This is a genomic window from Rhodococcus sp. BH4 (assembly GCF_002079265.1).
Lineage (GTDB): Bacteria > Actinomycetota > Actinomycetes > Mycobacteriales > Mycobacteriaceae > Rhodococcus_F > Rhodococcus_F qingshengii.
On sequence record NZ_CP014941.1, the window covers coordinates 74931 to 98542 of the forward strand.

Sequence of the window (23612 nt, forward strand, 5' to 3'; positions counted from 1 at the left end):
TTCATCAATCGTGCATCGGACAGACACAACGCCCAGACAGTATGATTCCGGAGCACCGATAGTGGTGTATGGGTTGCTGAAGGTAAAACAGGGGAGTTTCATGCGTGCGAGGCGTCTCGTTGCGGTGTTGTCGGCACTTGCTGCGGCAGTAGTGGTACCGGTTGTCAGTGCTCCCGTGGCGTCGGCTGATCCCTGCCCCAGCCTGTACGTCGTGGCCATCCCGGGAACCTGGGAGCCCTCGGGCACCAGGCCCGGCGCCGGCATGCTCGCCCCGGTGACCAACGGGCTTCCGGGCTCCGTACGCACCGATTACGTCACCTACTCGGCGACGGCCTTTCCTTGGGAATCCAACGTCTACGCCAAGTCGAAGCAGCAGGCTGTCGACAATGCCCGCGGCATGATCGGCGCCATGGCCGCCTCGTGCGGTGACACTCGCTTCGCCATCGTCGGATACAGCCAGGGCGCCGACGCGGCAGGCGATCTCGCTGCAGAGATCGGAACCGGCATCGGCGTTGTCCCCCCGACTCGCGTCGAGGGCGTCGGCTTGCTGTCCGATCCCCGTCGTTCCGAGTCCGACGTCCTGATCGGCCCCGCTGTCGGAGGCAACGGTGCCAGCGGCCCTCGCATCGGTGGATTCGGTTGGCTGTCAGGCAAAACGGTGACGCTGTGCGCGGTCGGTGACCTGTACTGCTCGACGCCGAAGGACGATTTCGTGATGCGTCTGGCCGGATTCATGGCTCAGGCGTCCGATCCCACTCCGGCCAGTGCGCTCGCGCTGCGCGACGAGGCCGCCGTGATCGTCAATGATCTGATCACCGCAGGCGGTCTCCCCGCTTTGATGGCCCAGCTCGATCCGGGCGCGAACTCGCGGCGCATCGATCAACTGGTCGACTTCTACGGCTCGCAGGTCCACACCGACTACACGCGTTACGTCGTTGACGGCGCAGGCAATTCGGCTACATCCTGGCTGCACGGCTGGTTGGCCGGCAAGGCCTGATCAGCAGTACGTCTGCTCCGCCGTGTCGACGTAGATCTCGGCAACGCGCTGCGAGGACATCGGCGTGATCTGTGAGTACACCTCGCCGACGGAGTTGAACTCCGCCAGCACTTCGGACCGAGGCATACCGTCAGCGAGAGCCTTGCAGGTGCCGTCGGCGTAGAGGATCTCTGCGGAATCCATTCCGGCGGGCGGGATCCCGGCCAGACGCAGCGCGGCGATATACCGCTGTCCCTTCTCGCCTGCGTTCGCGACGATCTCTTCCGGTGAGCGTGCATCGATTGGTGCGTTCGCCGGTGGCGCTACCGGTAGTGATACCGCCGGTGGCGTCGATTCGACGACGCTCGGCGCGGCTTCCGGTGTTGTTGCGGCGAGCGGGCTGGTCGGCAGCTCGGAAAGCGTACTGGGGGCAGTCGAACTCGACGTCGCCGCGACCGACGTGCTGGTGGCAGCAGAAGTGGATTCCGATGCGTCGCTGTCGGATTGGCTGCTGCAGCCGCTGAGGAGTAGGCCCGCTGCCGCGACGCAGAGGACCAGTCTGTTCGTGTTCATCACCCGTGAGTGTTACACACCGTACCGCTTATTTTGTCCGTTTTAAGGAAACTCCCTTTTGCCCTGTTTTTAAGTCGAAGTCCTGTGATATACATCTGTTCAGTTGTTACTTGTGAGTAGGAGCACACCGCAAAGACCTTGTCGGCGGCGGTCGAAACACAAGCAATGACTGCGAGTTTCGTCCCCCATCACATAAACGGCAGGGAGAAATCAGTGCAGAAATCTCACAAGAACGGCAACAGACGTCTCGGCACGCGCGTGGCCGTCATTGCAGGTACCGCAGGTGCGGTCCTCGCGTTCGCGGCGCCGATGGCCTCGGCTCAGGATCCGGTCGACAATTCGATACCCGGTGCCGCAGTGTGTCCGGCTACTGCCGAATCCTGTGTGTCGGTTGTGGTTCAGAGCGGAACCTTCGACAACAACGGCTTCAACCTCCCGATCGGAAAAGGCGACATGATCATCGCCGCCGAGGCCGGCTCCGGTGAAGGTGAGTCCACCGTTCTTCTCCCGCGCGACGACGGACACCACGGTGTCTACTCCAAGCCGTTGACCGTTCCGGGTGGAGTCCTCGGAATCGACCTGCCGTTCGGCAATCTGTTCGGCCTCGCCGCAGTCACCGCCGAGGTGGAGGCGACCGCTGCCCCGACCCTCAACGGCATCATCACCGACATGGATCTGAGCATCCCGGTGCGGATGAAGATCAACAACGCGTTCCTCGGCGACAACTGCTACCTGGGCTCCGCGGCTGCGCCGGTGAATCTTCGTCTCGCGCCTGACCCGTCGGTGGTACCGACCTACACGGTGCTCCCGGACAATGCACTGAAGGTGAGCCCGGTCGGGAACCAGGCCACCGGCTTCGCGCTGCCCGCCGCCAGTGGTTGCGGACCGTTCGGAGTGCTGAACCCGATCGTCAACTGGCGAGCAAAGGTACCGGCCACGTCGGGAACCTCGCTCAGCACGATCTCCGACGCCTACCTGTACCCGGGCGGCCTCACCGGTAGCGATCCTCTCGACGATCTCGGTGGCGGAACAGGATCCAGCGGTTCCAGTGGCTCGAGCGGTTCGTCCGGAAGCTCCGGTTCCTGAAAACTCGGATGCCTTGAAGCAGCGGTGGTGGCGGAATGTCACCACCGCTGCGGCGTCCGACCTGTAATAACCTGTGCCTCAGGGTGGGCGAAGGCGGACTCCATCAGGAGCACCTGCGCGGCCACGAAATCACAGGGGAGTCCTCAAACATGTTTCGAGACAGCGTTCTTGCGAGTCCGGTCCTGCGCCGGGGTGTGACGGCACTGGCAGTTGCGGCTGCAGCCACCATGTTTGTCGGTACTGCAGCGACGGCGGAGCCGGCAGCAGTTGTCGGTGAGGTGTCCGCGGACTCCATCGCGGCAGCCCGTGCGCAGGCCATCGGAACGACGGTCACCGTCGTGGGAACCGCGACTACGCCGTCTGGAGTGTTCGAATCCAGCTTCTACGACAAGGGCTTTGGTCTCCAGAGCGGCAATTCGGGCATTTACATCAGCGATCCGAACAATTCCGGGGTTGTTCTCGGCGATCGGGTTCAGGTCACCGGAGTCCTCGCGGATCAGGAAGGCCTGCTCGTCGTCCGCCCGACTGCCGTCGAGGTAATCGGCACGACTACCCAGATCAGCCCGGCGCGACTGCCCCTCAATGCAATCGGTGAGGGCAGTGAAGGTCGTCTCGTGACGGTGTCCGGAATCGTGAGCGGACCCGTCGTCGACGATCTGCCGTACGGCCACAAGATCCTGGTCTCGGGCGCCGAGGGAAACACCGTCATCTTCGTCAACACACAGACCGGAATCGACCTCGATGCCGTCGCCGTCGGACGCCCGATCACCGTCACCGGTTTCAGTGGCCAGTACGCCAGCACCTACGAGGTTCTTCCCCGCTCGGAAGCCGATGTGCAGCAGGGTTTCACGGGCAGCCTGAGTTTCGGAAGCTGACCTAGATCTCGAACCGAGCTCCGACGCGCATCGACCCGGGAGACAACCGGCTGATCGTGCGTCCGAGCTTGGCTTCGACGGTCACGGGTACGACGGCCTTGTTCGTGCGAACCGCTTTCACGATGGCACTGGCGACTCGGTCAGGCGTGAAGTTGCGCTTGCGGTAGAAGTTGTCGACCTTGGTCTGGTTCTCGAGCTGCTCCTCGGCGGTGGTCCCGGCGAACTCGGTGGTCTTGAGGATGTTCGTGTGAACGAGGCCGGGGCAGATGGTGCTGACGCCGATGCCGTGTGGAAGCAGCTCTGCCCGTAGGCAATCCGAGAGCATGAATACCGCTGCTTTGCTTGTCGAATACGCGGTGAGGGCCTTCTGTGGTGTGTACGCGGCGGCCGAGGACAGATTGACGACGTGCCCTCCTGTTCCCCGGTCGATCATCATCGGGGTAAATGCCCGGCAGCCGTAGACAACTCCCCAGAAGTTGATGTCCATGACGCGCTCGAACTGGCGCTGCTCGGTGTCGGCGAATGTCCCGGAGAACCCGATTCCAGCGTTGTTGACGACGATGTCCGGTACGCCGTGATGTGCCGCGACGGTCTCCGCGAACCGAATCACGGCCTGTTCGTCGGACACGTCCACCTGATAGGCGTGGGCACCGCCACCGAACACTGCTTCGGCGCCGCCCGCTTGCGAAGGGATGTTTACAAGTGCCGCAGTGTCCTGCGCGCTTTCAAGATTGATGTCGGAGACCACGACGATAGCTCCCTGGGCGGCGAAGGCGAGGGCCGTTTCACGCCCGATGCCGCTGCCCGCACCGGTGATCACCACCAGCGTGCCGGTGAGATCGCGCAGTCGACGCTGCAACTTCGTTCCGCGTCGCCAGCCGGTGACGTCCTTCAGTAGCCCCATTGGTTGCCCTTTTCGTGTGTACGTTTGTGGCGTGTGTCTCTAGCTGACTTCCCCTCTGCGAAAGGTATCCGATGAGCGAGCTTCGTGTAGTTGCAACCATCCCGGCCAAGTCCGGTTCCGAGGACGACGTCCGATCGGCTCTGACAACTCTCGCGGAGGCGAGTCGGTCCGAGGACGGCTGTGTGTCGTACGAGTTGTTCGAGTCAGCGGCTGCGCCCGGCACGTTCGTCACGATCGAAACTTGGCGCGGGCAGGAGGAGTTGGACGCTCACATGCAGTCCCCGCATCTACAGGCCGCGCTGGCCGCTGCCGGACCACTTCTCGACGGCGCTCCGGCGATTCATCCGTTGAAAGGCGCCTGAATCAGAATGAATTCCTGACCTTCGCTAAGGGTCTGACCTGCGAATGTCGCTCGAAAACTGACCAATCGTCGCGCTTCATTCCACTGAGCGGGACCTGCGACTAATACCTGTGCCTTAAGTCACAAACTGTCTCGACAATGCTTCACATCACAGTTTCTGACCTGGAGGTTTTGAATGAGTCGCAGTTCTCGGCGCGGTCACCGCAAGGTTGCCGCCGTCGCGCTGGCAGTCTCCGCCGGCCTGTTCGTCTCGTCGTGCGCTGACAGCGGGAACGGGGGTGGGAGCGGCGACGCACCGGACTCCGGTTCGGGATTGTCCATCGGCCCGGTCAACGAGCAGTCCGGCGAGGGCGATCCGGTCAAGGGCGGCACCCTCACGTTCAGCGGGTACTCCGCCGTCACCAATCTCGATCCGGCGAAGACTCAGATCGCCGGTTCGGTCGCCGGTTCGGAGTTGGGCGCGATCTACGACACGCTCCTGCGGTACGACCCGGCGTCCAAGGAATTCGTTCCGAAGCTCGCAGAGTCGATGGAGCCGAGTTCCGACTTCAAGACGTGGACCCTCGAACTGCGTGACGGTGTGAAGTTCAGCGACGGGACGCCGGTGGATTCGGCGGCCGTCTCGGCGAGCCTCAATCGCTACGTCACCAACAAGGGACCGCAGTCGAGTCTGTACGCGTCGAAGGTCGCGTCGGTAGACACTCCGGATCCGTCGACGGTCGTCTTCAATCTCGTCGACCCGTGGACCGGTATCGAGTCACTGCTCTCGACGGGCCCCGGCATGATCGTCGCGCCGAGCGCCCAGCAAGGTGATCAGTTCACCCCGATCGGCGCGGGTGCCTTCACCCTCGAGAAGTTCGCTCCCAACGAGGAATTGATCCTCGACGCTCGGGAGGACTACTTCGACGGTGCCCCGAACGTGGACAAGCTGCGGTTGATCAGCATTGTCGGTTCGCAGTCCACCACCGAATCGCTCAAGAGCGGCGGCACGGACGTCGCATACATGCGTTCGCTACCGAACGTGCTGGATCTGATCGACTCCGGCTACCCGGGCTTCGTCGACATTCCGTCGCTGTCGTACCTCTCGCTCGTCAACACGGCACCCGGTCGTCCCGGTGCCGACGTGCGCATCCGTCAGGCATTGGCGCTCGCAACCGATCCCGTCGCACTCGACAACCGACTCAACGAGGGCAAGGGTCTGCCCGGACAGGTCATCTTCCAGGACACCTCCCGCTGGCATAACGACGTCGCTCCGATCGGCGTCGACACCGCCAAGGCGAAGCAGCTTCTCGACGAGGCCAAGGCTGACGGTTACGACGGCAAGATCACATACCTGACGCTGCAGGAGAATTCGGCGCAGGCGATGGCTCTCGCACTGCAGTCGATGGCCAACGCCGTCGGATTCGATTTCCAGATCGAGTACGTCAACTCGGTTGCCGACGTCGTCAAGCGTTTGTACGCCGACCGCGACTTCGACATGGCAACAGGTTCCGCCAGCCTCGCGGAAGCCGATCCTTTCGAGCGTCTGTACTCCAATCTCAAGTCGGGTGGACGAAACAACGCCACGAGCTTCTCCGACCCCGAGATGGATACGCTGCTCGATCAATTGGGTGTCGCGACGTCGACCGACTCGAAGATCGAGGTGCTCGCCAAGATCCAGGAGCGCGCCAATGAGGTTGTGCCGTGGCAGGTTTACGGCAACACCCCGTGGCTCGGTGTGTGGGGACAGAACGTCCACGGCATTCAGCAGAGCCTGGACGGAATCATGTTCTTCGACAAGGCCTGGAAGAACTAGACACCTGAATGACTGAATGGACCCGAGAAGCGTCCCTGCGGGGACGCTTCTCGGCATCAGAGAGTGGGATAGATCAAGAAGTGAGATCGAGGGCAGCGCGGACGATGCTGTCGGAGTCGAGGCCGTGGTTTCGGTAGACGTCCTCGAGCGAACCGACCTGACCGAACCGGCTCACTCCGAGCGCAGCACCCGGAACGTTGTTGATTCCCGTCAGGAACGCGAGGGTGTGCGGGTGCCCGTCGAGAACGGTCACCATCGGCGCGGACCGGCTACTCGGAAAGACCTGATCCAGGATCCACGACGGACCGTCCGCGAGACCGCGCCGAGACTGGAGTGCTTCGAAGAGCAAGCCGGGGCTGGTCACGCAGACGACGTCGGCGGAAATGCCCTGCTCGCCCAGTCTTTCGGCTGCGACCAGTGTTTCGGTGACAGTGGCACCCATGCCGACCAGGGTGACGGCCGGATCAGGGTTGTGCCGCAGTGTGTACGCGCCGGCCACCACCTGACGTCGACGGCGTTCTCGCGCAGCCGGATCGGTCGGTACCGCGGCCAGGGCCTGATCGACCGGACGGGTCGACAGGCGCAGGTACGACGAGCTGCCGTCTGGTCGGCCCAGGCGTCCGATGCTGTCGAGGAGCGTCCACTCCACGTCGACGGCGAATGCCGGTTCGAAACTGGTGCAACCCGGCTGTTCCAGTCCGATGGACGGGGTCTTGATCGACTGGTGCGCACCACCTTCGGCGGCCAAGGTGACGCCCGACGGAGTGCCGACCATGATCGACTGTCCACCGGCGTAGATGCCGTACGACCACGGTTCGAGAGCCCGCTCGATGAAGGGGTCGTACATCACGCCGATAGGGAAGAGTGGCTGGCCCCAACGACTCCAGGTTGCACCGAGTTCGCCCATCAGTCCGACCAGGTTGGTCTCGGCGATACCGAGTTCCATGTGCTGACCGGTGGGCTTCTCACGCCAGTGCATGATCGTTTCGGCGTCGTCGGCAAACCAGTTGTGCCGCTCGTCGGGGGACCAGACCCCGACCTTGTTCAGCCAGCCTGCGAGGTTGGTGGTGGAACTGACGTCCGGGCTCAGTGTGACAACACGTTTCGCGGCGTCCGGCGCTTCGCGGCTCAGGTCGAGTAGTACCCGGCCGAGAGCTGCCTGAGTGGTGGACGTGCCGGAGGGCGTACGGCCGATGTCTTTCGGAACTGCCGGGGGCACCAGATGCTCCACCTTCGGGCGAGTCAGGCGCCCAGCGGTTTCGGCGCAGATGCGGCCGGACGGGCTGTCGGTCTCGAACTGTTCCCAGGGCTTCGACGGATCCATGCCGAGTTCCGCCGCCAGGTGCTCGAACTGCTCGGCGGTGAGCAGCGACGAGTGGTTCTGCGGATGACCCTGCGTCGGCAGACCCCGACCCTTGATCGTGTACGCGATGATCACGGTGGGACGGGTGTCGTCGATCTGTGCGTACGCCTCTCGCAGAGCGTCGAGGTCGTGGCCACCGAGATTGCGGATGGCCTCGAGCACCGTGGCGTCGTCGAGGTCGTCGATCAGCGCCGTGATCGCGTCGGCGTCCGCCGCGTCGCCGGGCAGTCTCAGACGTACCTCGTCGGCCGTGCATCGCAGCAGGCGCTGGTACTCCGGATTCGGCATGTCCAGGATTCGTTCGCGCAACGCGGTGCCGCCCGGCCGGGTGAACAGTGATTCCAGCAGCGCACCGAACTTCACGGTGATGACCTGCCAGCCGGCACCCGAGAACATGCGCTCCAGGCGGGTTGCCGCGATGTTCGGCACCACCCGGTCGAGTGATTGGCGGTTGAGGTCGACTATCCACACGATCTCACCCAGTTCGGCAACCGAATGATCGAGAACTGCTTCCCACACCGCGCCCTCGTCGAGTTCGGCGTCACCGACCAGGGAGTACTGACGCCCGGTTCCGGCGCCGCCGAGGGAGGCGTCGACGTATCGGCGAGCGATGGCGCCCCAGATGGGAGCCGTCGCGCCGATGCCCACCGAACCGGTCGAATAATCCACCGGATCAGGATCTTTCGATCGACTCGGGTAGCTCTGCAGGCCCCCGAATTCGCGCAGAGTCGTCAGGTAGGACTCGTCGAGTTCACCGAGGAGATAGTTGATGCCGTGGAGCACCGGCGCCGCATGCGGCTTGACGGAAACCCGGTCGCCGGAACGAAGTTGGCCGAACCACAGGGACGTCATGATCGAGACCATCGACGCGCACGAGGCCTGATGGCCGCCGACCTTGAGCCCGCTGGGATTCGGACGGACACGGTTGGCGTGATGGATCATCGCGGTCGACAACCACAGAACGCGCTTCTCGATCTCCGCCAGTGACTCGGGAGCGTTCTGGTCGATGTTGGGGCTGTTCACGGCCGGTCCTGCCTTCAGTAGTGGACATCGATCACCGCACCGCCTGTACCCCAGATCGTGGGGCCGACGATGTGGTTGTGATGTTTGGCAGGACTTCCTGAGGCCGAACCGTTCGGTGCGGCAAAGTCCAGCCGCACCTGTCGATCTGTTGTGCAGATTCTGCGTCAAAGTCCATCATCGGCATACAGATTGAGCAATAGCTACCCGGTGGATTGAGCAATGTGCGCAACACCGAGGGCTGTGCGCCGTGACAGGTGGGCACTATGCGCAGTGCACCGCCAGTCGCGCGCGGTCAGTCCATCAGGTCGTGGACGTAGCACCAGCGCCAGGATTCGCCGGGCTCGTGTGAGCGCATGACCGGGTGCCCGGTTTCGCGGTAGTGGTTGGTGGCGTGCTGATGAGGGCTGGAATCGCAGCATCCGACGTGGCCGCAGGACAGGCACATGCGCAGGTGAGACCAGTTATCCTCGCCCAACTCGGCGCACTCCTGGCAGACGCCGGGCGTCAGCGCCGCCGGGTCTGTTTCGGGCGCATTGGTTAGTTCCTCGCAACCGGTGGGAGCGGGTGCGGGCCGCTGTGTGCGAGCTGCTGCTCGCTTCAGGATTTTCTTCATCGCCTTCCATACTGCATGCTGCCAGGGTGAACGGCATATTACTGGGGGTTGTAGTAGCGGCGTTGCTGGTGGCGGCGGTCGCGCGAAGGTTCGGGCTGTCTTCGCCGCTGATCCTCGTCCTGGTCGGTTTGATCGCCTGTCAGATACCGGGTGTTCCGGAATTGGAACTCGATCCCGACCTCGTCCTGTTCGTCGTGTTGCCTCCACTTCTGTACTCGGCAGCACTGGACAGTTCATACCTGGCTTTGCGCTCGAATCTGCGTCCGATCGGATTTCTCGCGGTGGGGCTTCCCCTGGCGACGACGGCTGCGGTGGGCTTTGTCGCCTACCTGATCGTGCCGGAGTTCTCGATAGCGGCTGCTCTGGTTCTCGGCGCCATCGTGGCGCCGCCGGACGCGGTGTCCGCGAGCGCAATCGGACGCAAGCTCGGCCTGCCGCGCCGAATCATGACCCTGCTGGGCGGGGAGAGCCTGCTCAACGACGCCACCGCTCTGACGGCGTACAAGGTCGCTCTCGCGGCTGCCGTCGGTACGGGTGCGACGCTGATCGGCGGCTTCGAGACCTTCCTCGTCGCGGCGGTCGGTGGAACGGTGATCGGCCTCGCGGTGGGGTTCGTCATCTCGAAGGTTCGCGGCAAGCTCCAGGATCCGGTGATGGAGAGCGGAATCGGATTGGTGGTGCCGTTCTTCACCTACCTGGCTGCGGAAGAGGTCCACGCGTCGGGCGTCATCGCGGTCGTCGTAGCCGGATTGTTCCTCGGCCAGCGCTCCACCCGTGCGAGTTATGCGACGCGTTTGCAGGACACGGCAGTGTGGAGGGCCGTCGACCTGATCCTGGAGTCGTTCGTCTTCCTGTTGATCGGTCTCCAATTGCCCAGTGTCGTCAACGGATTGCAGGGGTACAGCACTTCGATCGTCGTCTGGGCGTCGGTTGCCGTTCTCGTGACCGTCGTGGTGGTGCGGATCGCCTGGGTGTTCCCGTTCACGTACGTACCGCGCTGGCTGTCGCCGCGTATTCGAGCGAGGGAGCCGGAGATTTCGGCGCGGGCGGTGTTCGTCGTGTCGTGGGCCGGTATGCGAGGGGTCGTGTCGCTGGCAGCTGCCTTCGCCATTCCGCTGACGGTCAACAGTGGGGAGGACTTCCCGGGGCGGTCGCTGATCCTGTTCCTGACGTTTGTCGTCGTGGTCGGCACGCTGTTGCTGCACGGCCTGACGTTGCCGTGGGTGATCCGTGTCCTCGGCGTGCAGGGGGACGAAGAGCAGTCCGACGCCCGCGCCGAGGCGGCCGCTCAGGACAAGGCTGCACGGGCCGCTGCGGCGCGGCTGGACGAGTTGGTCGGAGCCGACGCCGACGACGTCCCTCAGGTCCGCAATCGTGCCGCGGACATCTTGCGAAGCTGGAACACCCACCGCGCGAACTCGGCGTGGGAGCGACTGGGACGCAGCGACGAGGATCTGGGGGAGAGCCCGTCGAACGCCTTCCGCTCGCTGCGCCTCGAGATGATCGATGCCGAGCGAGGCGTCTTCATCGCCGAACGCGATGCCGGCCGGATCGACGACGAGGTCCTCCGGAAGGTACTTCGCGAGCTCGATCTCGAGGAAGCGACGCTCGACCGGGACTAGACCGGCTGGTCTGCTGTCCACGAAGGTAACCGCTGGCCAGGGTCGGTTTACCTGACTGTTGAGGCCTGCAACTTAACCGATTCCACTGAGCGAGACTCGATCCAATTTTCTGTGCCTCCCATCACAGACTGTTTCGTGTTCAACATCACGTCACGGTCTTACCCCGCCTTGGAGGCATTCGAATGAGTCGTAGTTCCCGCCGCGGAAGTCGCAGATTGGCTGCGGCTGCGCTGGCGATCACCGCAAGTATGTTCCTGGCGTCGTGCGCCGACAACGGCTCGAGCAATGGCGGCGGCGAATCCGCTGATTCCGGTTCCTCGCTGAAGATCGGCATGGTCAACGAGCAGGCTGATCCCGGCACTCCCACCAAGGGCGGCACGCTGACGTTCAGCGGTTACTCGGCGGTCACGACTCTCGATCCCGCGAAGGCTCAGGTTGCCGGCGCCACCGGTGGCAGCGAGCTCAGCGCCATCTACGACGTGCTCATGCGTTACGACCCCATCGGGCAGAAGTTCGAGCCCAAGCTCGCTCAGTCGCTCGAAGCGAGTTCGGACAGCAAGACCTGGACGCTGAAGCTCCGCGACGGTGTGAAGTTCAGCGATGGTACAGCTCTCGACTCGAAGGCCGTCGCCGACAGCATCAACCGCTACGTCACCAACAAGGGACCTCAGTCGAGCCTGTGGGCTTCCAAGGTTGCCTCGATCGACACCCCAGACGCGACGACCGTAGTCTTCAACCTCGTTGATCCGTGGACAGGCATCCAGTCGATGCTCGCCACCGGACCCGGCATGATCGTCGCCCCGAGCGCCCAGCAGGGTGACCAGTTCACCCCGATCGGCGCCGGCGCCTTCACCCTCGAGAAGTTCGCTCCCAACGAGGAACTGCTGTTGGCTGCTCGCCCCGACTACTACGACGGCGCACCGAACATCGACAAGCTCAAGCTGATCAGCATCGTCGGCGCTCAGCCCACCGCCGAAGCACTCAAGACGGGCGGCATCGACGCCGCGTACATGCGTACGCTCACCCCGATCCTGGATCTGATCGAGTCGGGTTACCCCGGCTTCGTCGACATCCCGTCGCTCGGTTACATCGCCAACGTGAACATGGCCCCGGGCCGCCCGGGCTCGGATGTCCGTGTCCGCCAGGCGATGGCGCTGGCCGTCGATCCGGAGACGCTCAACACCCGCGTCAACAACGGCAAGGGACTGCCCGGCCAGGAGATCTTCCAGGACACCTCGCGCTGGCACAACGACGTCGCACCGATCGGCGTCGATCCCGCCAAGGCGAAGGAACTGCTCGATCAGGCCAAGGCCGACGGCTACGACGGAAAGATCACCTTCCTCTCCATCCAGGAACCGTCCGCACAGGCGACGGCTCTGGCCATCCAGGCGATGCTCAACGCAGTCGGCTTCGACGCTCAGATCGAATACGTCACCGGTGCAGGTGATCTGGTCAAGCGGATGTACGCCGATCACGACTACGACATGAGCACCGCAGCACTGAGCCTCGCCGAGGCCGATCCCTACGAGCGTCTGTACACGGGCATCAAGTCCGGTGGCCGTAACAACGCGACCGGCTACTCCGACGCCGAAATGGATGCTCTCCTGGACAAGTTGGGCGTCGCAACCACCGACGAGGACAAGAAGGCAGTCCTGGCCCAGATCCAGGAACGCGCCAACGAGACCGTCCCGTGGCAGGTGTGGGGCAACGTCGCCGCACTCGACGTGTGGAACCAGAACGTTCACGGACTCGAGCAGAGCCTCGACGGAATCGTGCTCTTCGACGGAGCTTGGAAGTCCTAGAGAGCCTGAAGTTCACAGCCGGCCCCGCGCCCGTATTGCAGCGGATCGGGGCCGGCTGCGAACGAAGAAATGAAATCAGAGGAACTGCTGTGTATTGCGAGCTCGCTGTCCGAAGGAGACGAAATCGATGAACATCGGCGCAATAGGTAAGAAATTGGGCCAGCTCGTCATTGTGATCCTGATCGTCAGCTTCGGAACCTTCGTGCTGGCATCACTGATCCCCGGCGATCCCGCTGTCTCCGTTCTCGGTGAAGGCCGAACGCCTGCCGAGTACGAGGAAGTTCGGCAGCAGCTCGGACTCAACGATCCACTCCTGGTTCGCTATTGGGACTGGCTGACCAGCGCTCTCCAGGGCGACCTCGGCAACTCGCTCGTTCCCCCGCAGCAGGACGTCCTCACCGCGATCAGTTCCGCTCTCCCCGTCAGCGTTCAGTTGGCAGTGATGGGTCTGGTCATCGCACTCGTCGTCGCAGTTCCGCTCGCACTCTGGTCGGCGCACCACGAAGGCGGCGTCATCGACCGCGTCATCAGCGCCGCGACATTCGGTGTTCTTTCCGTCCCGAGCTTCCTCGCCGGTCTGTTGCTGATCATGGTCACCGTCAACTGGCTCGGCTGGTTCCCGCGATCACAGTGGGTGCGCATCGGCGACAGCCTCTCCGGAAACCTCTCACACGCAATACTTCCCGCGATCACCATCAGCCTCCTCGAGATGGCGATGTTCACTCGCGTTCTCCGATCCGACCTGGTGACGACGCTCCGTGAGGATTACATCCTCGCGTCGAAGGCCAAGGGAATGCCCACGCTGCGAGTGCTTTTCAGTGACGCGCTCCGCCCGTCGTCGTTCTCGCTCATCACGATGATGGGTCTGGCTCTCGGCGGCATGATCGGCAGCACCGTGATCGTCGAGACGCTGTTCTCGCTGCCCGGAATGGGCACGCTCATCGTCCGCGCAGCGCAGCAGGGTGATTCGCCGATGCTGCTCGGCGCGGTGGTCGTGATCGCGGTCATCTACGTCCTCGTCAACAGTGCGATCGATGTTCTGTACACCTATCTTGACCCGAGGAGTCGTCGTGTCCATGTCTGAAGTGACGCCAGACGGAGCGGCCCCGTCGCCGGCCCCGTCCGAGGTGATGACATACCGGCAGCAGACAGTCCTGCTGGCTCCCGGTCCCGTCGAAACGCTGGAACAGCCCAAGAATCTGGTCCTGATCGGATCGATTCTCACAGTGGTCGGCGTTGCGCTGCTCGGCACCGCACTCTTCGGTTCAGCGATCATGATGACCGTCCGCATCGTGCTCGCGCTCGTTGCCCTGGTTTTCCTCTTCAAGGGTCTCGGCAAACTCGGTACGTCCAAGTGGGGCAGTCAGTTCGATCTCTCGTACTGGTTGGCGTGCATCTGGCTGGTCGCGCTGATCCTGGCCGCGATCTTCGCGCCGCTGCTGCCGCTCGGTGAGTACAAGGACACGGTCAAGACCTTGGCCGAGCCGGGCTTCGCCTCGCCGAGCCTGCTCTCCGATCATCCGTTGGGTACCAACAACTTCGGTCTCGACCTCCTCGCCCGCGCCCTGTTCGGTGCGCGCGCTTCCTTGACTGTCGCCATCTGCGCCGTGCTGATCGGCATGATCATCGGTGGCACCATCGGCGTCATGGCCGGTTACTTCCGCGGCAAGGTCGACGCAGTCGTCGGAATCCTGACCAACTCGCTGCTGGCCATTCCTTCTCTGGTGCTGCTCATCGCACTGGCCGCGGTGCTCACGTCGAACCTGCGCAACATCACCCTCGCACTGTCGATTCTCTGCATTCCCAGCATGGTTCGAATCGCCAGGGCAAACACCATCGTCGTCGCCCAACGCGAGTTCGTGCTTGCCGCGAGAGCCATGGGCGCCACCAAATGGCGCGTCATCTGGCGCGAGCTGGTTCCCAACGTCCTCGTTCCCGTCGCCGCGCTCGGACTGGTGGCCGTCTCCGGCCTGATCGTCGCGGAAGCATCACTGAGCTTCCTCGGACTCGGTATCGCACAACCTGATCCGACCTGGGGCAACATGATTGCGGAAGGTCAGGGCGGGATCGTGGAGAAGCATCCGTTCATCGTCCTGGTACCAGGCGTCTTCCTCTTCCTGACGGTGTTCTCCTTCAACCTCATCGGCGAGAAGTATCGGAGTAAGCTGTGACCACTTCAGCTCAGCACGGCGTTCCGCTGCTGCAGGCGGACAACATCAGAACCGTATTCGCCACTCCCCGTGGCCAGTTGCGAGCAGTCGACGGTGTCTCGATCCACGTCTCCGCCGGCGAAACTCTCGGCATCGTGGGTGAATCCGGTTCCGGCAAGTCGGTTCTCGGGCGCACCATCATGGGACTGCTCCAGAAGGGTCCGGCTCTCGACATCAGCGGGACGGTGACGTTTGCCGGCCGCGACATGTCGACGATGAAGAAGTCGGAGATGAAGCACTTCTGGGGACCCGAGATCGCCATGGTCTTCCAGGATCCGATGACCTCGCTCAATCCGTTCAAGCGCATCGGTACCCACATCACCGAATCCTTGAAGTTCCACCTGGGTCTGAAGAAGGACGCGGCCCGCGATCGCGCAGCGGAACTCTTGTCGATGGTGGGTATCCCCGAGCCCAAGCGTCGGCTCGACCAGTACCCCCACGAACTTTCGGGCGGTATGCGACAGCGCGTGGTCATCGCGATGGCCCTGGCCTGCGAGCCGAAACTGCTGATCGCGGACGAGCCGACCACCGCTCTCGACGTGACGGTGCAGAAGCAGATTCTCGATCTGCTCGCCTCACTCAACGACAAGCTCAACATGGCCGTCATCCTGATCAGCCACGACCTCGGTGTGGTCTCGGGTCGATCGGATCGCGTCGCTGTCATGTACGCCGGTTCCGTCGTGGAAACGTCGGCGACCGAAGAGTTGTTCACTCGTCCTCGCCACCCGTACACCGAAGCGTTGATGGCTGCGATTCCGCGACTCGAATCACCGACGCACACAGTGCTGCAAACAATTCCGGGTGGGCTCCCGGACATGACGAAGCCGATCACCGGTTGCCGCTTCGCCGCTCGCTGCCGGTACGCCCAGGACGACTGCCTGACCGGCGACCCGGCCCTGGCTCCCGGCGGCCCGGGGGACAACACAACCGAAAGCCACACGTTCGCGTGCCACTACCCGGTCGACACCCCTGAAGGCACAACGGCATTGGTCGCCAACGAGAAGGCCGGCACTACCGCAGCGGGCCTGACGCTCGCGGTGAAGGAGATGGTCTGATGACTGCATCAGTGGATACCAGGAAGTCCGAGACGGTGGACGCGGCCCTGACGGTCGAGGACTTGGTCGTCGAATTCAACGTCGGCAAGGGCCAGACCGTTCACGCCGTGTCCGGGATCAGCTTCACCGTCGCTCCGGGCGAAACCTTGGGCGTGGTTGGTGAATCCGGCTGTGGCAAGTCCACGGCGGGCCGGGCGATCATGCAGTTGCCCTCACCGACGTCGGGCTCGATCCGCCTCGGAGAGACGGAAATGACGGCACTGGGCGCGGAAGAATTGCGTCGCAGCCGCACTCAGTTGCAGATGATCTTCCAGGACCCGATCTCCTCCCTGAATCCCCGTCGCAAGGTCAAGGCTCTCATCACCGAGGGTCCGTCGATCTGGGGTGGAAAAGACAAGGCTGCCATCGAAGCTCGGGCGCGCGAGGTTCTTGCCGAGGTCGGGCTGGACCCGGACATGGTGTGGGACCGAACCCCACGCGAACTCTCGGGTGGTCAGTGCCAGCGCGTGTGCATCGCCCGCGCATTGATGCTCGACCCCAAGGTCCTGATCTGTGACGAGCCGGTCTCGAGTCTCGACGTCTCCGTGCAGGCGCAGATTCTGAACCTGCTCGAGGACGCGAAGAAGCGTCACGGGCTGTCGCTGCTGTTCATTGCGCACAACATGGCCGTCGTGAAGAACATCAGTGACCGCGTGATGATCATGTACTTGGGCCGCGTCTGCGAAATCGTTCCCGCAGAAGACATGCAGAACCGCGCGCTGCACCCGTATACGCAGCTACTGCTGGCGTCGATTCCCGATCCCGACGCCACCGTCACTGCGGCGCAGAACGTCGAGCAGAAGGTCATCGAACTGCCCTCGCCGCTCAATCCGCCCAGTGGCTGCCGCTTCCGCACGCGGTGCCCGCTGGCTACTGATCTCTGCGCCGAGGTAGTTCCCGAGCTGCGTCTCGTCGAGGGCGGCCATCAGGTGGCGTGCCACAACGTGTGACTACACGCGAAGCATGTTGCGTACGTGACCGGTTTCGTTGATCGACCCGACCCTGCGGCTTCCGTTTCGCGACACGAGAATGCGCGTGACGGACACGTACTCGATCGGGAAGGTCAACGGGCGCTCCAGTCCGAGCAGTTCCTGCAGAACGATGTTGACGACGCCGCCGTGGCAGAAGATCGCCACGGTGGCGTCGTTGTCCGTTGCCGCGACTATCTCGTCGATCGCACCGAGGACTCGCGCACGAAAGGCGTCGCCGTCCACCGACTCGGGGAGCCAGCCGGCTTTGATGCGCGCATAGGTTTCCGGCGCCCGCTCCAGGACCTCGTGCATCGGGATGTAGTGCGGCTGCTCGTAGTCGTATTCCGCCAGACCCTCGCGCTGGGTGACCGGAAGGCCCAATATCTGCGCTACCGGGGCTGCGGTCTCGAGTGCGCGCTTTTGCGGGCTGCTGAAGAGTCCGGTGATCCGGTACGGCGCCAGTGCTGCGGGCAGCCGTAGTGCCTGGGCACGACCTTCGTCGGTCAGCGAGGGATCTGCGCGGCCTTCGGTGACCTCGGCCAGTTCGGGGAGCGCGTGTCGGATCAGGAGTAGTTGCACCTACGTCACCTTGCCATGTACAGATCGAACGCCACCACGAGGTTTCGGCCGTCGCGTTTTGCCTGGTACATCGCGTTGTCGGCGATATCGAGCAGAGTCTCCATGCCCGGCATCGCGCGATCGGCCCAGGCGACGCCGATACTGACCGTTCCCGCGAAACCGCGAATGGATCGCGCGTGGGCCTCTTGCGCCTCTCTGATGCGCTCCGCGAGCTGGATGGCTTCCTCGAAGGTGCAGTCGGCGGCGGCGACGGCAAATTCTTCACCACCCAGTCGGCCGGAGAGTCCCAGCCCTTCGGTAGCGGCGAGGAGGGTGTTTCCGAACTGTTCGAGGACCGAATCGCCGGTGAGGTGGCCGAGGTTGTCGTTGATCGATTTGAAGTGGTCGAGATCGAGCATCATGACGGCGATTGGTCGTTGCGCCGCGTGCTGGGCGTCGAGGAGTTCCTGCGATTGGGTCCAGAACGCGTGGCGACTCAGCGTTCCGGTGAGGGCGTCGCATTCGGCGATGCGTTGGAGTTCTCGCTCAGCGCGCCGCTGTGCGCCAGTGGCGACGGCTACGGCGATGGGGGAGAGTGCCATCAAGATGACGGAGATCCGGGTGGTCACCCCCTCACTGAGTAGGTGCACCGGATCTGCCAGTGCCAGACGTCCCTTACCCGCCATGACCAGTGCCCACGCGCTCCATCCGGCTGCCAGGAGCGAGGTGCTGAACAGTGAGACACGCATTGCGCACCACAGGAGCGCCGGCATCGGCAGCAGCAGCGCAAGGGCTCCCTGGACCTCCAGGGCGAGTGGCAGACAGGCCAGGAGAGCGGCCAGAGGTGCCAGGATCTGTGCGAGCCGCCTCAAGCGCAGACTCTGCCGCACGGACGGCCCGCAGGTTCTTCGAATGTGTTCGAGCGTCGGTGCCGACAGAACGATCGGCAGCACGATCAGATACGTACACAGATCGGCGAAGAACCACCCCACCAATTCCGTTGCCGCACCGCTTCCTTCGTGGAGTTGAGTGCGTAGTGCGCTGGCGGACCCGGCCGTGAACGACGCCAGAACCGAGATGAGGAAGATTCTGGCCGTGTACTTCGTCTCGGAGATTCGCCGTGGAAAGCAGCCGAGCAAGTTCGCGGCGATCAATCCTGTCGTGACGCCGACCAGATTGATCGCATTCAGTTCGAAGGCCCTCTGCACGGGGCTTCCGGTCGCAAGATCCGCCGTCAGCAGCGCGGCGCCGCCGACAGCGAGTCCGATCGGCGCAAACGAGCGCGGGTTACGGAGGAGAATGCCCAGAAGGATCGCGTTGGCGGGCCAGAAGGTCGACAGAAAACCGGGCGGACGGGCGGCGATGCCCGCCAGGGCGACAACGAGGATCGCCACGAAAATCAGGCACGAGCGCACCCGACGTGTCGAACGGTCCATGGTCAGCCTGTCGTAGAAAGCAGAAGCTGTCCGAGACTAGCAATGATCCGGCTACTGTCCGAGTTGTAACTTTAAGTGTCATCCCCGACGGTTCGGCTGCGTGAGGCGCCGAATCAAGTTCGCCAACTCCTCGGGCTGATCGATCATCGCGTGGTGATGTGCCGGGCGCAGGACGTGAAAACTCCCGCCGAGGTAGGTGGCGAGTTTCTGCTGCTTTGCCATCCAGGCGATGGACCAGGGAGTGGTGTGGCCAGTGTGTGCGGCGACGACGCTGAGGTCGATGTCGGGCAGTGGATGCTTGCTCGAGCGTCGTAAAGCGGTGAGCTCCAGCGCCATATCGGTGTACGCGACGTATTCGATCATCGCCGCTTCCAGATAATGAGGCTCGCGGTAGATCTTCCGGACCCATTCGAGAGTGGCTTCGGACGACCCACTCGGCGGCACGGACTGGTTGAGGATCTTGCGCGTCGTCGTACCGAGGAGTCGTTGGAGCCCGGTGGTGCTGAACGAAGCCGCGGCGGCTCGGGAGGCGATCAGCAGCAGGTCGCGGGGGAAAAGACGTTTCGGCTCCTTCTCGGCACTGGAATCGAGGAGGAGCATCCCCGCCGCCCGATCGGGGAACAGGCGCGCGAAGCCTTCGACGTAGAAGCCGGCGATGGAGTGGCCGACCACCACGGCCGGACCACTCAGTCCCAGAGTGTCGAGCACGTCGCGGATCCGCTGAGCTTCGCCGCGGACGGTCGGAACTTCGGAAGTAGGCTCGCTGAGCCCGAAGCCCGGGCGATCGAAGCGGACGACGGTGTGATCCGACTGAAGATGACGCGCGCAGTCATCCCAGTCGAACCAATTGCCCGCCAGCCCACCGCACAGGACGACGACGGGGCCGTCGCCCTCGGCAAGAACATGCAGTCGGCTCTCGCCGACCTGCAAGATCTCGCCCGGTGGTTTCACGTGGAACAATTCCGGCACGCGAGAATCCGGACTACTGACGCGGTTTCGCGAGGGGGAAGGCCAGCGTCTCGCGGATGCTGCCACCCGTGATCAGCATGACGATTCGGTCGACGCCCATCCCGAGACCACCCGTCGGCGGCATCGCGTGTTCGAGGGCTTGGAGGAAGTCTTCGTCCAATTCCATCGCTTCCGGGTCGCCGCCGGCCGCGAGCATCGACTGCTCGGTGAGCCGGTTGCGCTGATCCACAGGGTCGGTCAGCTCGCTGTATGCGGTTCCGAGTTCGACGCCCCACGCCACCAGGTCCCACTTCTCGGCGACGCCGGGGATGCTGCGGTGCGGCCGGGTGAGCGGCGACATCGAGGTGGGGAAGTTGGTGTAGAACGTCGGGAACTCCGTGTAGTCCTCGACCAGATGCTCGTACATTTCCTGCGCGATGGCGCCGGTATCCCAGCTGGACTGGTACGGGATCTCGTTGGCGTCGCACAACTTCTGCAGGTCTTCGAGACTTGTCTCGGGGGAGACGTCGACACCAAGTTTTTCGGCGACGGCGCCGTGCATCGTCTTCACCGGCCACTCACCGGAGATGTCGACCTCGACCAGTTCGCCGTCCGGGCCGGGACGCATGATGATCTCGCGACCGAATGCTGCGACGGCCGCCGCCTGGATCAGCTCGCGGCACATCCGCATCATGCCCTCGTAGTCGCTGTGGGCTTCGTATGCCTCGAGGATCGTGAACTCGGGATTGTGTTTGAAGTCGACGCCCTCGTTGCGGAACACGCGGCCGATCTCGAACACCTTCTCCATACCGGCGACGCACAACCGCTTCAGGTACAGCTCGGGTGCGATGCGGAGATAGAGGTCGAGGTTGTACGCGTTGATGTGTGTCAGGAACGGAGCGGCATTCGCGCCGCCGTGCACCTGCTGCAGAATCGGGGTCTCGACTTCGAGGTATCCGCGACCACCGAGTGAATCGCGCAGCGACTTCACGACGGCGCTTCTAGCCTCGAGAAGTTCGCGGGCCTTCGGGTTGAGGGCGATGTCGAGGTACCGCTGGCGGACGCGGGTCTCGGGATCCGAGAGGCCCTTCCACTTGTCCGGCAGCGGGTGCAGGCACTTGCCGTTCATGCGCCACTCGACGGCGATGAGCGACAGCTCGCCCTTGCGGCTGCGCCCGATGGTTCCGCTGACTTCGATCAGGTCACCGAGATCGAACTCGGCAGCGAACTCCGCCAACTTCTCGCGGCCGACGTTGTCCTGGTCGACCAGAACCTGGATGTCGCCGGACCAGTCGCGCACGTCCGTGAACACCACTCCGCCGTAGTCGCGGACCCTCAGCAGGCGTCCCGCGATTCGCACGCGGGTGCCCTCCGGTGACTTCGCTGCGGCCGCGATCGTGTGCGTCGGTGGATAGGCGACGGGGTAGGCGGCGATCCCTTCGTCGGCCAGTTGCGCGAGCTTGTTCATGCGCACGCGGACCTGCTCGGGTCGACGCGGACCGTTGGTCGTGAACGTCGGCGCCGAGTCCGGCGGGCTGCCGTCGGCGTGCAGTCCTTCGGACGTCACCAGAGCTGCGGGCACTGCCGCATGCGTACCGGTGTGCTTGACGACCTGGCTGGACTTGCGCCCGAAACTGGGCAGCACCACAAAGCCTTCGGCGATGGCCGACGCGAATCCGACGCGCGGCAGTTCGCGGTTGTCCTCGAAGCAGAGGAAGCGCGGCGCCCAATCCGGCTGGTATTTCACGTTCGAGCGGTACAGCGCTTCGAGCTGCCACCAGCGGGAGAAGAAGACGAGCACCGAGCGCCAGATGCGGAGGATCGGGCCCGCGCCGATGCGCGAACCTTCCTCGAACACCGAGCGGAACACGGCGAAGTTGAGCGAAACTCGCACGACGCCGATCTCGTCCGAACGTGTGGCCAACTCCGAGACCATCAATTCGACGACACCGTTGGGCGCCGTCGGCTTACGGCGCATCAGGTCGAGCGAAACACCGTTCGGTCCCCACGGCACGAGCGAGAGCATGCCGACGACGCTTTCGTCCTCGGTGCCTTCACCCATGACGGCTTCGACGAGGAGGCAATCGCCGTCGAGGTGATCGCCCAGTCGGCCGAGCGCCATGGAGAAGCCGCGCTCGGTGTCGGTGTCGCGCCAGTCGTCGGCGCGGATGATGACGGCCGCCATGTCCTCTGGCGGGATGTCGCGATGGCGTCGCATCCGCACGGTGACGCCGTGACGCCTGACGCGGGTGACCGCCTGGCGCACCGGGCGCATGTCGCGTCCGTTGAGATTGAACTCGCGGGTGCGCAGGATCGCTTCGTCGCCGAGCTGCAGGACGCTCAGGCCCGCCTTCTTGTATGCCGTCGCCCCGGTTTCGCTGGCGCCCATGACGGCCGTCGCCCAGCCGTACTGCGACGCGAGCCCCTGCCACGCTTCGATGGCGTGCGGCCACGCTTCGGGATCACCGATGGGATCACCACTGGCGAGGCAGACGCCGATCTCGACGCGGTACGTGATCGCGGCCTTGCCGCTCGGCGCGAAGATGACCGCCTTGTCGCGGCGGGTGGCGAAGTAAGCGAGAGAGTCGTCGGCACCGAAGTTCTGGATCAACCCGCGGATCGCGGACTCGTCGTTTCCGGTGAGGGCGTTGTTGGAGCGTTGCGCGCGGAAGAGCGTCATGACGGCGGCGAGGAGCGCGATGGCACCGAGGAGACCGAGGACCGTGTTGACGAAGACACGCGGGTGGCCGTCGAACACCTCGTTGTCGACCGAAGCCGCCGCGGTGACGCGGTTCAAGGCCCACAGGAATCGCTGGTTCTGCGGTAGGTCGCCCGGGAAGAGTTCGACAAGGCCCCAACCGATCACGGTCGCGACAGCCATGCCGCCGATCAGCACGCCGAGTGCTTTCCAGCCGGCGCCGCGTCGTACGCGTGTGTAGAACTCGGGCCTCGCCGCGATGAGGATTCCGATCACGACAAGCAAAACGACAACGGCCACGGCGTTGTTCGGGTTCTTGTCGACGATCGCGGAGGCGATGTTGGTGAGGGTGATCAGTGACAGGTAGATCGTCAGCAGCCACCAGGCGATGCGCTTGCGGCTCGCGAGGGCGGCGGCGAGCAGGGCGACGACGAGCGCCCACGACAGGCTCGTATCCGGTGCGTCGAAGTAGTAGCTGTCGATGTATTCGCGTGGGACGCGGAGGATGTGCCGCAGTACCGGCGAGATGCTCCACAGGAACACCAGTACGGAGAAGACTCCGAGGATCAGTCCCGAGATATGGGGAACCTGGCTGAACCGCCCTTTGCGGAATCGACGCGCCTGGCGCGGATTTTCGGGTGGCGATTCCACCAACTCTGCAGTGGTGTCCGATACCTCGGTCAATGGTGCCATCGAGCTTCCTC

General features: G+C 63.8%; 19 protein-coding genes. 11 read left to right on the forward strand and 8 right to left on the reverse strand.

Annotation, left to right across the window (positions count from 1 at the left end; all coding sequences use genetic code 11):
• Window positions 1-100: 100 nt before the first annotated feature.
• Complete coding sequence (locus A0W34_RS00380; protein ID WP_007735797.1) at window positions 101-997, forward strand: cutinase family protein; 897 nt, start codon at window positions 101-103, stop codon at window positions 995-997.
• Here A0W34_RS00380 and A0W34_RS00385 read toward each other — a convergent pair whose 3' ends face one another.
• Window positions 998-1549 (reverse strand): DUF732 domain-containing protein, encoded by a 552-nt coding sequence (locus A0W34_RS00385; protein ID WP_081557162.1) that lies wholly within the window; start codon window positions 1547-1549, stop codon window positions 998-1000.
• 213 nt (window positions 1550-1762) lie between these two features.
• On the opposite strand from A0W34_RS00385, the gene A0W34_RS00390 reads away from it, so the two are divergent.
• Together A0W34_RS00390 and A0W34_RS00395 are read left to right on the forward strand one after the other, a co-directional pair.
• Entirely contained in the window at window positions 1763-2635 is an 873-nt protein-coding gene (locus tag A0W34_RS00390; RefSeq protein ID WP_003943530.1) for a hypothetical protein, read from the forward strand.
• A 149-nt stretch (window positions 2636-2784) separates the two neighbouring features.
• Complete coding sequence (locus A0W34_RS00395; RefSeq protein ID WP_054781541.1) at window positions 2785-3510, forward strand: hypothetical protein; 726 nt, start codon at window positions 2785-2787, stop codon at window positions 3508-3510.
• Window position 3511: 1 nt separating this feature from the next.
• Here the strand turns inward: A0W34_RS00395 and A0W34_RS00400 are convergent, their stop codons facing one another.
• Window positions 3512-4414 (reverse strand): SDR family NAD(P)-dependent oxidoreductase, encoded by a 903-nt coding sequence (locus A0W34_RS00400; RefSeq protein WP_003943614.1) that lies wholly within the window; start codon window positions 4412-4414, stop codon window positions 3512-3514.
• 71 nt (window positions 4415-4485) lie between these two features.
• Between A0W34_RS00400 and A0W34_RS00405 the strand changes: the two genes are divergently transcribed.
• Window positions 4486-4776: a putative quinol monooxygenase gene (locus A0W34_RS00405; RefSeq protein WP_003943546.1), complete on the forward strand. Its 291-nt coding sequence runs from the start codon at window positions 4486-4488 to the stop codon at window positions 4774-4776.
• A 174-nt stretch (window positions 4777-4950) separates the two neighbouring features.
• Window positions 4951-6570, forward strand: coding sequence for an ABC transporter substrate-binding protein (locus A0W34_RS00410; RefSeq protein WP_042453342.1), 1620 nt, complete (start codon window positions 4951-4953; stop codon window positions 6568-6570).
• 73 nt (window positions 6571-6643) lie between these two features.
• Here A0W34_RS00410 and A0W34_RS00415 read toward each other — a convergent pair whose 3' ends face one another.
• Together A0W34_RS00415 and A0W34_RS00420 are read right to left on the reverse strand one after the other, a co-directional pair.
• Window positions 6644-8956 carry a transketolase-like TK C-terminal-containing protein gene (locus tag A0W34_RS00415; protein WP_081557163.1) on the reverse strand — a complete coding sequence of 771 codons (2313 nt, stop codon included), beginning with the start codon at window positions 8954-8956 and terminating at the stop codon, window positions 6644-6646.
• 292 nt (window positions 8957-9248) lie between these two features.
• A complete protein-coding gene (locus A0W34_RS00420; protein ID WP_081557164.1) occupies window positions 9249-9569 on the reverse strand; it encodes a UBP-type zinc finger domain-containing protein in 321 nt (106 codons plus the stop codon).
• A gap of 26 nt (window positions 9570-9595) precedes the next feature.
• On the opposite strand from A0W34_RS00420, the gene A0W34_RS00425 reads away from it, so the two are divergent.
• The 6 genes from A0W34_RS00425 (at window position 9596) to A0W34_RS00450 (ending at window position 17247) form a co-directional block, all read left to right on the forward strand.
• A complete protein-coding gene (locus A0W34_RS00425; RefSeq protein WP_030536674.1) occupies window positions 9596-11191 on the forward strand; it encodes a Na+/H+ antiporter in 1596 nt (531 codons plus the stop codon).
• Between the two features lie 182 nt (window positions 11192-11373).
• Window positions 11374-12993 (forward strand): ABC transporter substrate-binding protein, encoded by a 1620-nt coding sequence (locus A0W34_RS00430; RefSeq protein ID WP_003943605.1) that lies wholly within the window; start codon window positions 11374-11376, stop codon window positions 12991-12993.
• Between the two features lie 127 nt (window positions 12994-13120).
• A complete protein-coding gene (locus A0W34_RS00435; RefSeq protein ID WP_003943571.1) occupies window positions 13121-14077 on the forward strand; it encodes an ABC transporter permease in 957 nt (318 codons plus the stop codon).
• Window positions 14070-15164: an ABC transporter permease gene (locus tag A0W34_RS00440; protein WP_007735813.1), complete on the forward strand. Its 1095-nt coding sequence runs from the start codon at window positions 14070-14072 to the stop codon at window positions 15162-15164. Before A0W34_RS00435 ends, A0W34_RS00440 begins: the two co-directional genes overlap by 8 nt.
• Window positions 15161-16258: an ABC transporter ATP-binding protein gene (locus tag A0W34_RS00445; RefSeq protein ID WP_021342346.1), complete on the forward strand. Its 1098-nt coding sequence runs from the start codon at window positions 15161-15163 to the stop codon at window positions 16256-16258. The genes A0W34_RS00440 and A0W34_RS00445 overlap by 4 nt, the downstream gene beginning before the upstream one ends.
• Window positions 16258-17247: an ABC transporter ATP-binding protein gene (locus tag A0W34_RS00450; protein ID WP_058227385.1), complete on the forward strand. Its 990-nt coding sequence runs from the start codon at window positions 16258-16260 to the stop codon at window positions 17245-17247. The genes A0W34_RS00445 and A0W34_RS00450 overlap by 1 nt, the downstream gene beginning before the upstream one ends.
• On the opposite strand, the gene A0W34_RS00455 is transcribed toward A0W34_RS00450, so the two are convergent.
• From A0W34_RS00455 to lysX, 4 genes are all read right to left on the reverse strand, one after another.
• Window positions 17248-17847 (reverse strand): histidine phosphatase family protein, encoded by a 600-nt coding sequence (locus A0W34_RS00455; protein ID WP_003943544.1) that lies wholly within the window; start codon window positions 17845-17847, stop codon window positions 17248-17250.
• Window positions 17848-17852: 5 nt separating this feature from the next.
• On the reverse strand, window positions 17853-19262 hold the full coding sequence (locus A0W34_RS00460; protein ID WP_003943555.1) for a GGDEF domain-containing protein: 1410 nt from the start codon (window positions 19260-19262) through the stop codon (window positions 17853-17855).
• Window positions 19263-19340: 78 nt separating this feature from the next.
• Complete coding sequence (locus A0W34_RS00465; RefSeq protein ID WP_007735816.1) at window positions 19341-20231, reverse strand: alpha/beta fold hydrolase; 891 nt, start codon at window positions 20229-20231, stop codon at window positions 19341-19343.
• A 13-nt stretch (window positions 20232-20244) separates the two neighbouring features.
• Window positions 20245-23601: a bifunctional lysylphosphatidylglycerol synthetase/lysine--tRNA ligase LysX gene (lysX, locus tag A0W34_RS00470; RefSeq protein WP_003943575.1), complete on the reverse strand. Its 3357-nt coding sequence runs from the start codon at window positions 23599-23601 to the stop codon at window positions 20245-20247.
• Window positions 23602-23612: the final 11 nt, after the last annotated feature.

What these genes read in the sequence shown, in the direction of transcription:
- A0W34_RS00380 (WP_007735797.1), top strand. Translation starts at nt 101, where the DNA reads ATGCGTGCGAGGCGTCTCGTTGCGGTGTTGTCGGCACTTGCTGCGGCA.
- A0W34_RS00385 (WP_081557162.1), bottom strand. Translation starts at nt 1,549, where the DNA reads ATGAACACGAACAGACTGGTCCTCTGCGTCGCGGCAGCGGGCCTACTC.
- A0W34_RS00395 (WP_054781541.1), top strand. Translation starts at nt 2,785, where the DNA reads ATGTTTCGAGACAGCGTTCTTGCGAGTCCGGTCCTGCGCCGGGGTGTG.
- A0W34_RS00400 (WP_003943614.1), bottom strand. Translation starts at nt 4,414, where the DNA reads ATGGGGCTACTGAAGGACGTCACCGGCTGGCGACGCGGAACGAAGTTG.
- A0W34_RS00405 (WP_003943546.1), top strand. Translation starts at nt 4,486, where the DNA reads ATGAGCGAGCTTCGTGTAGTTGCAACCATCCCGGCCAAGTCCGGTTCC.
- A0W34_RS00410 (WP_042453342.1), top strand. Translation starts at nt 4,951, where the DNA reads ATGAGTCGCAGTTCTCGGCGCGGTCACCGCAAGGTTGCCGCCGTCGCG.
- A0W34_RS00420 (WP_081557164.1), bottom strand. Translation starts at nt 9,569, where the DNA reads ATGAAGAAAATCCTGAAGCGAGCAGCAGCTCGCACACAGCGGCCCGCA.
- A0W34_RS00430 (WP_003943605.1), top strand. Translation starts at nt 11,374, where the DNA reads ATGAGTCGTAGTTCCCGCCGCGGAAGTCGCAGATTGGCTGCGGCTGCG.
- A0W34_RS00435 (WP_003943571.1), top strand. Translation starts at nt 13,121, where the DNA reads ATGAACATCGGCGCAATAGGTAAGAAATTGGGCCAGCTCGTCATTGTG.
- A0W34_RS00440 (WP_007735813.1), top strand. Translation starts at nt 14,070, where the DNA reads ATGTCTGAAGTGACGCCAGACGGAGCGGCCCCGTCGCCGGCCCCGTCC.
- A0W34_RS00450 (WP_058227385.1), top strand. Translation starts at nt 16,258, where the DNA reads ATGACTGCATCAGTGGATACCAGGAAGTCCGAGACGGTGGACGCGGCC.
- A0W34_RS00460 (WP_003943555.1), bottom strand. Translation starts at nt 19,262, where the DNA reads ATGGACCGTTCGACACGTCGGGTGCGCTCGTGCCTGATTTTCGTGGCG.
- lysX (WP_003943575.1), bottom strand. Translation starts at nt 23,601, where the DNA reads ATGGCACCATTGACCGAGGTATCGGACACCACTGCAGAGTTGGTGGAA.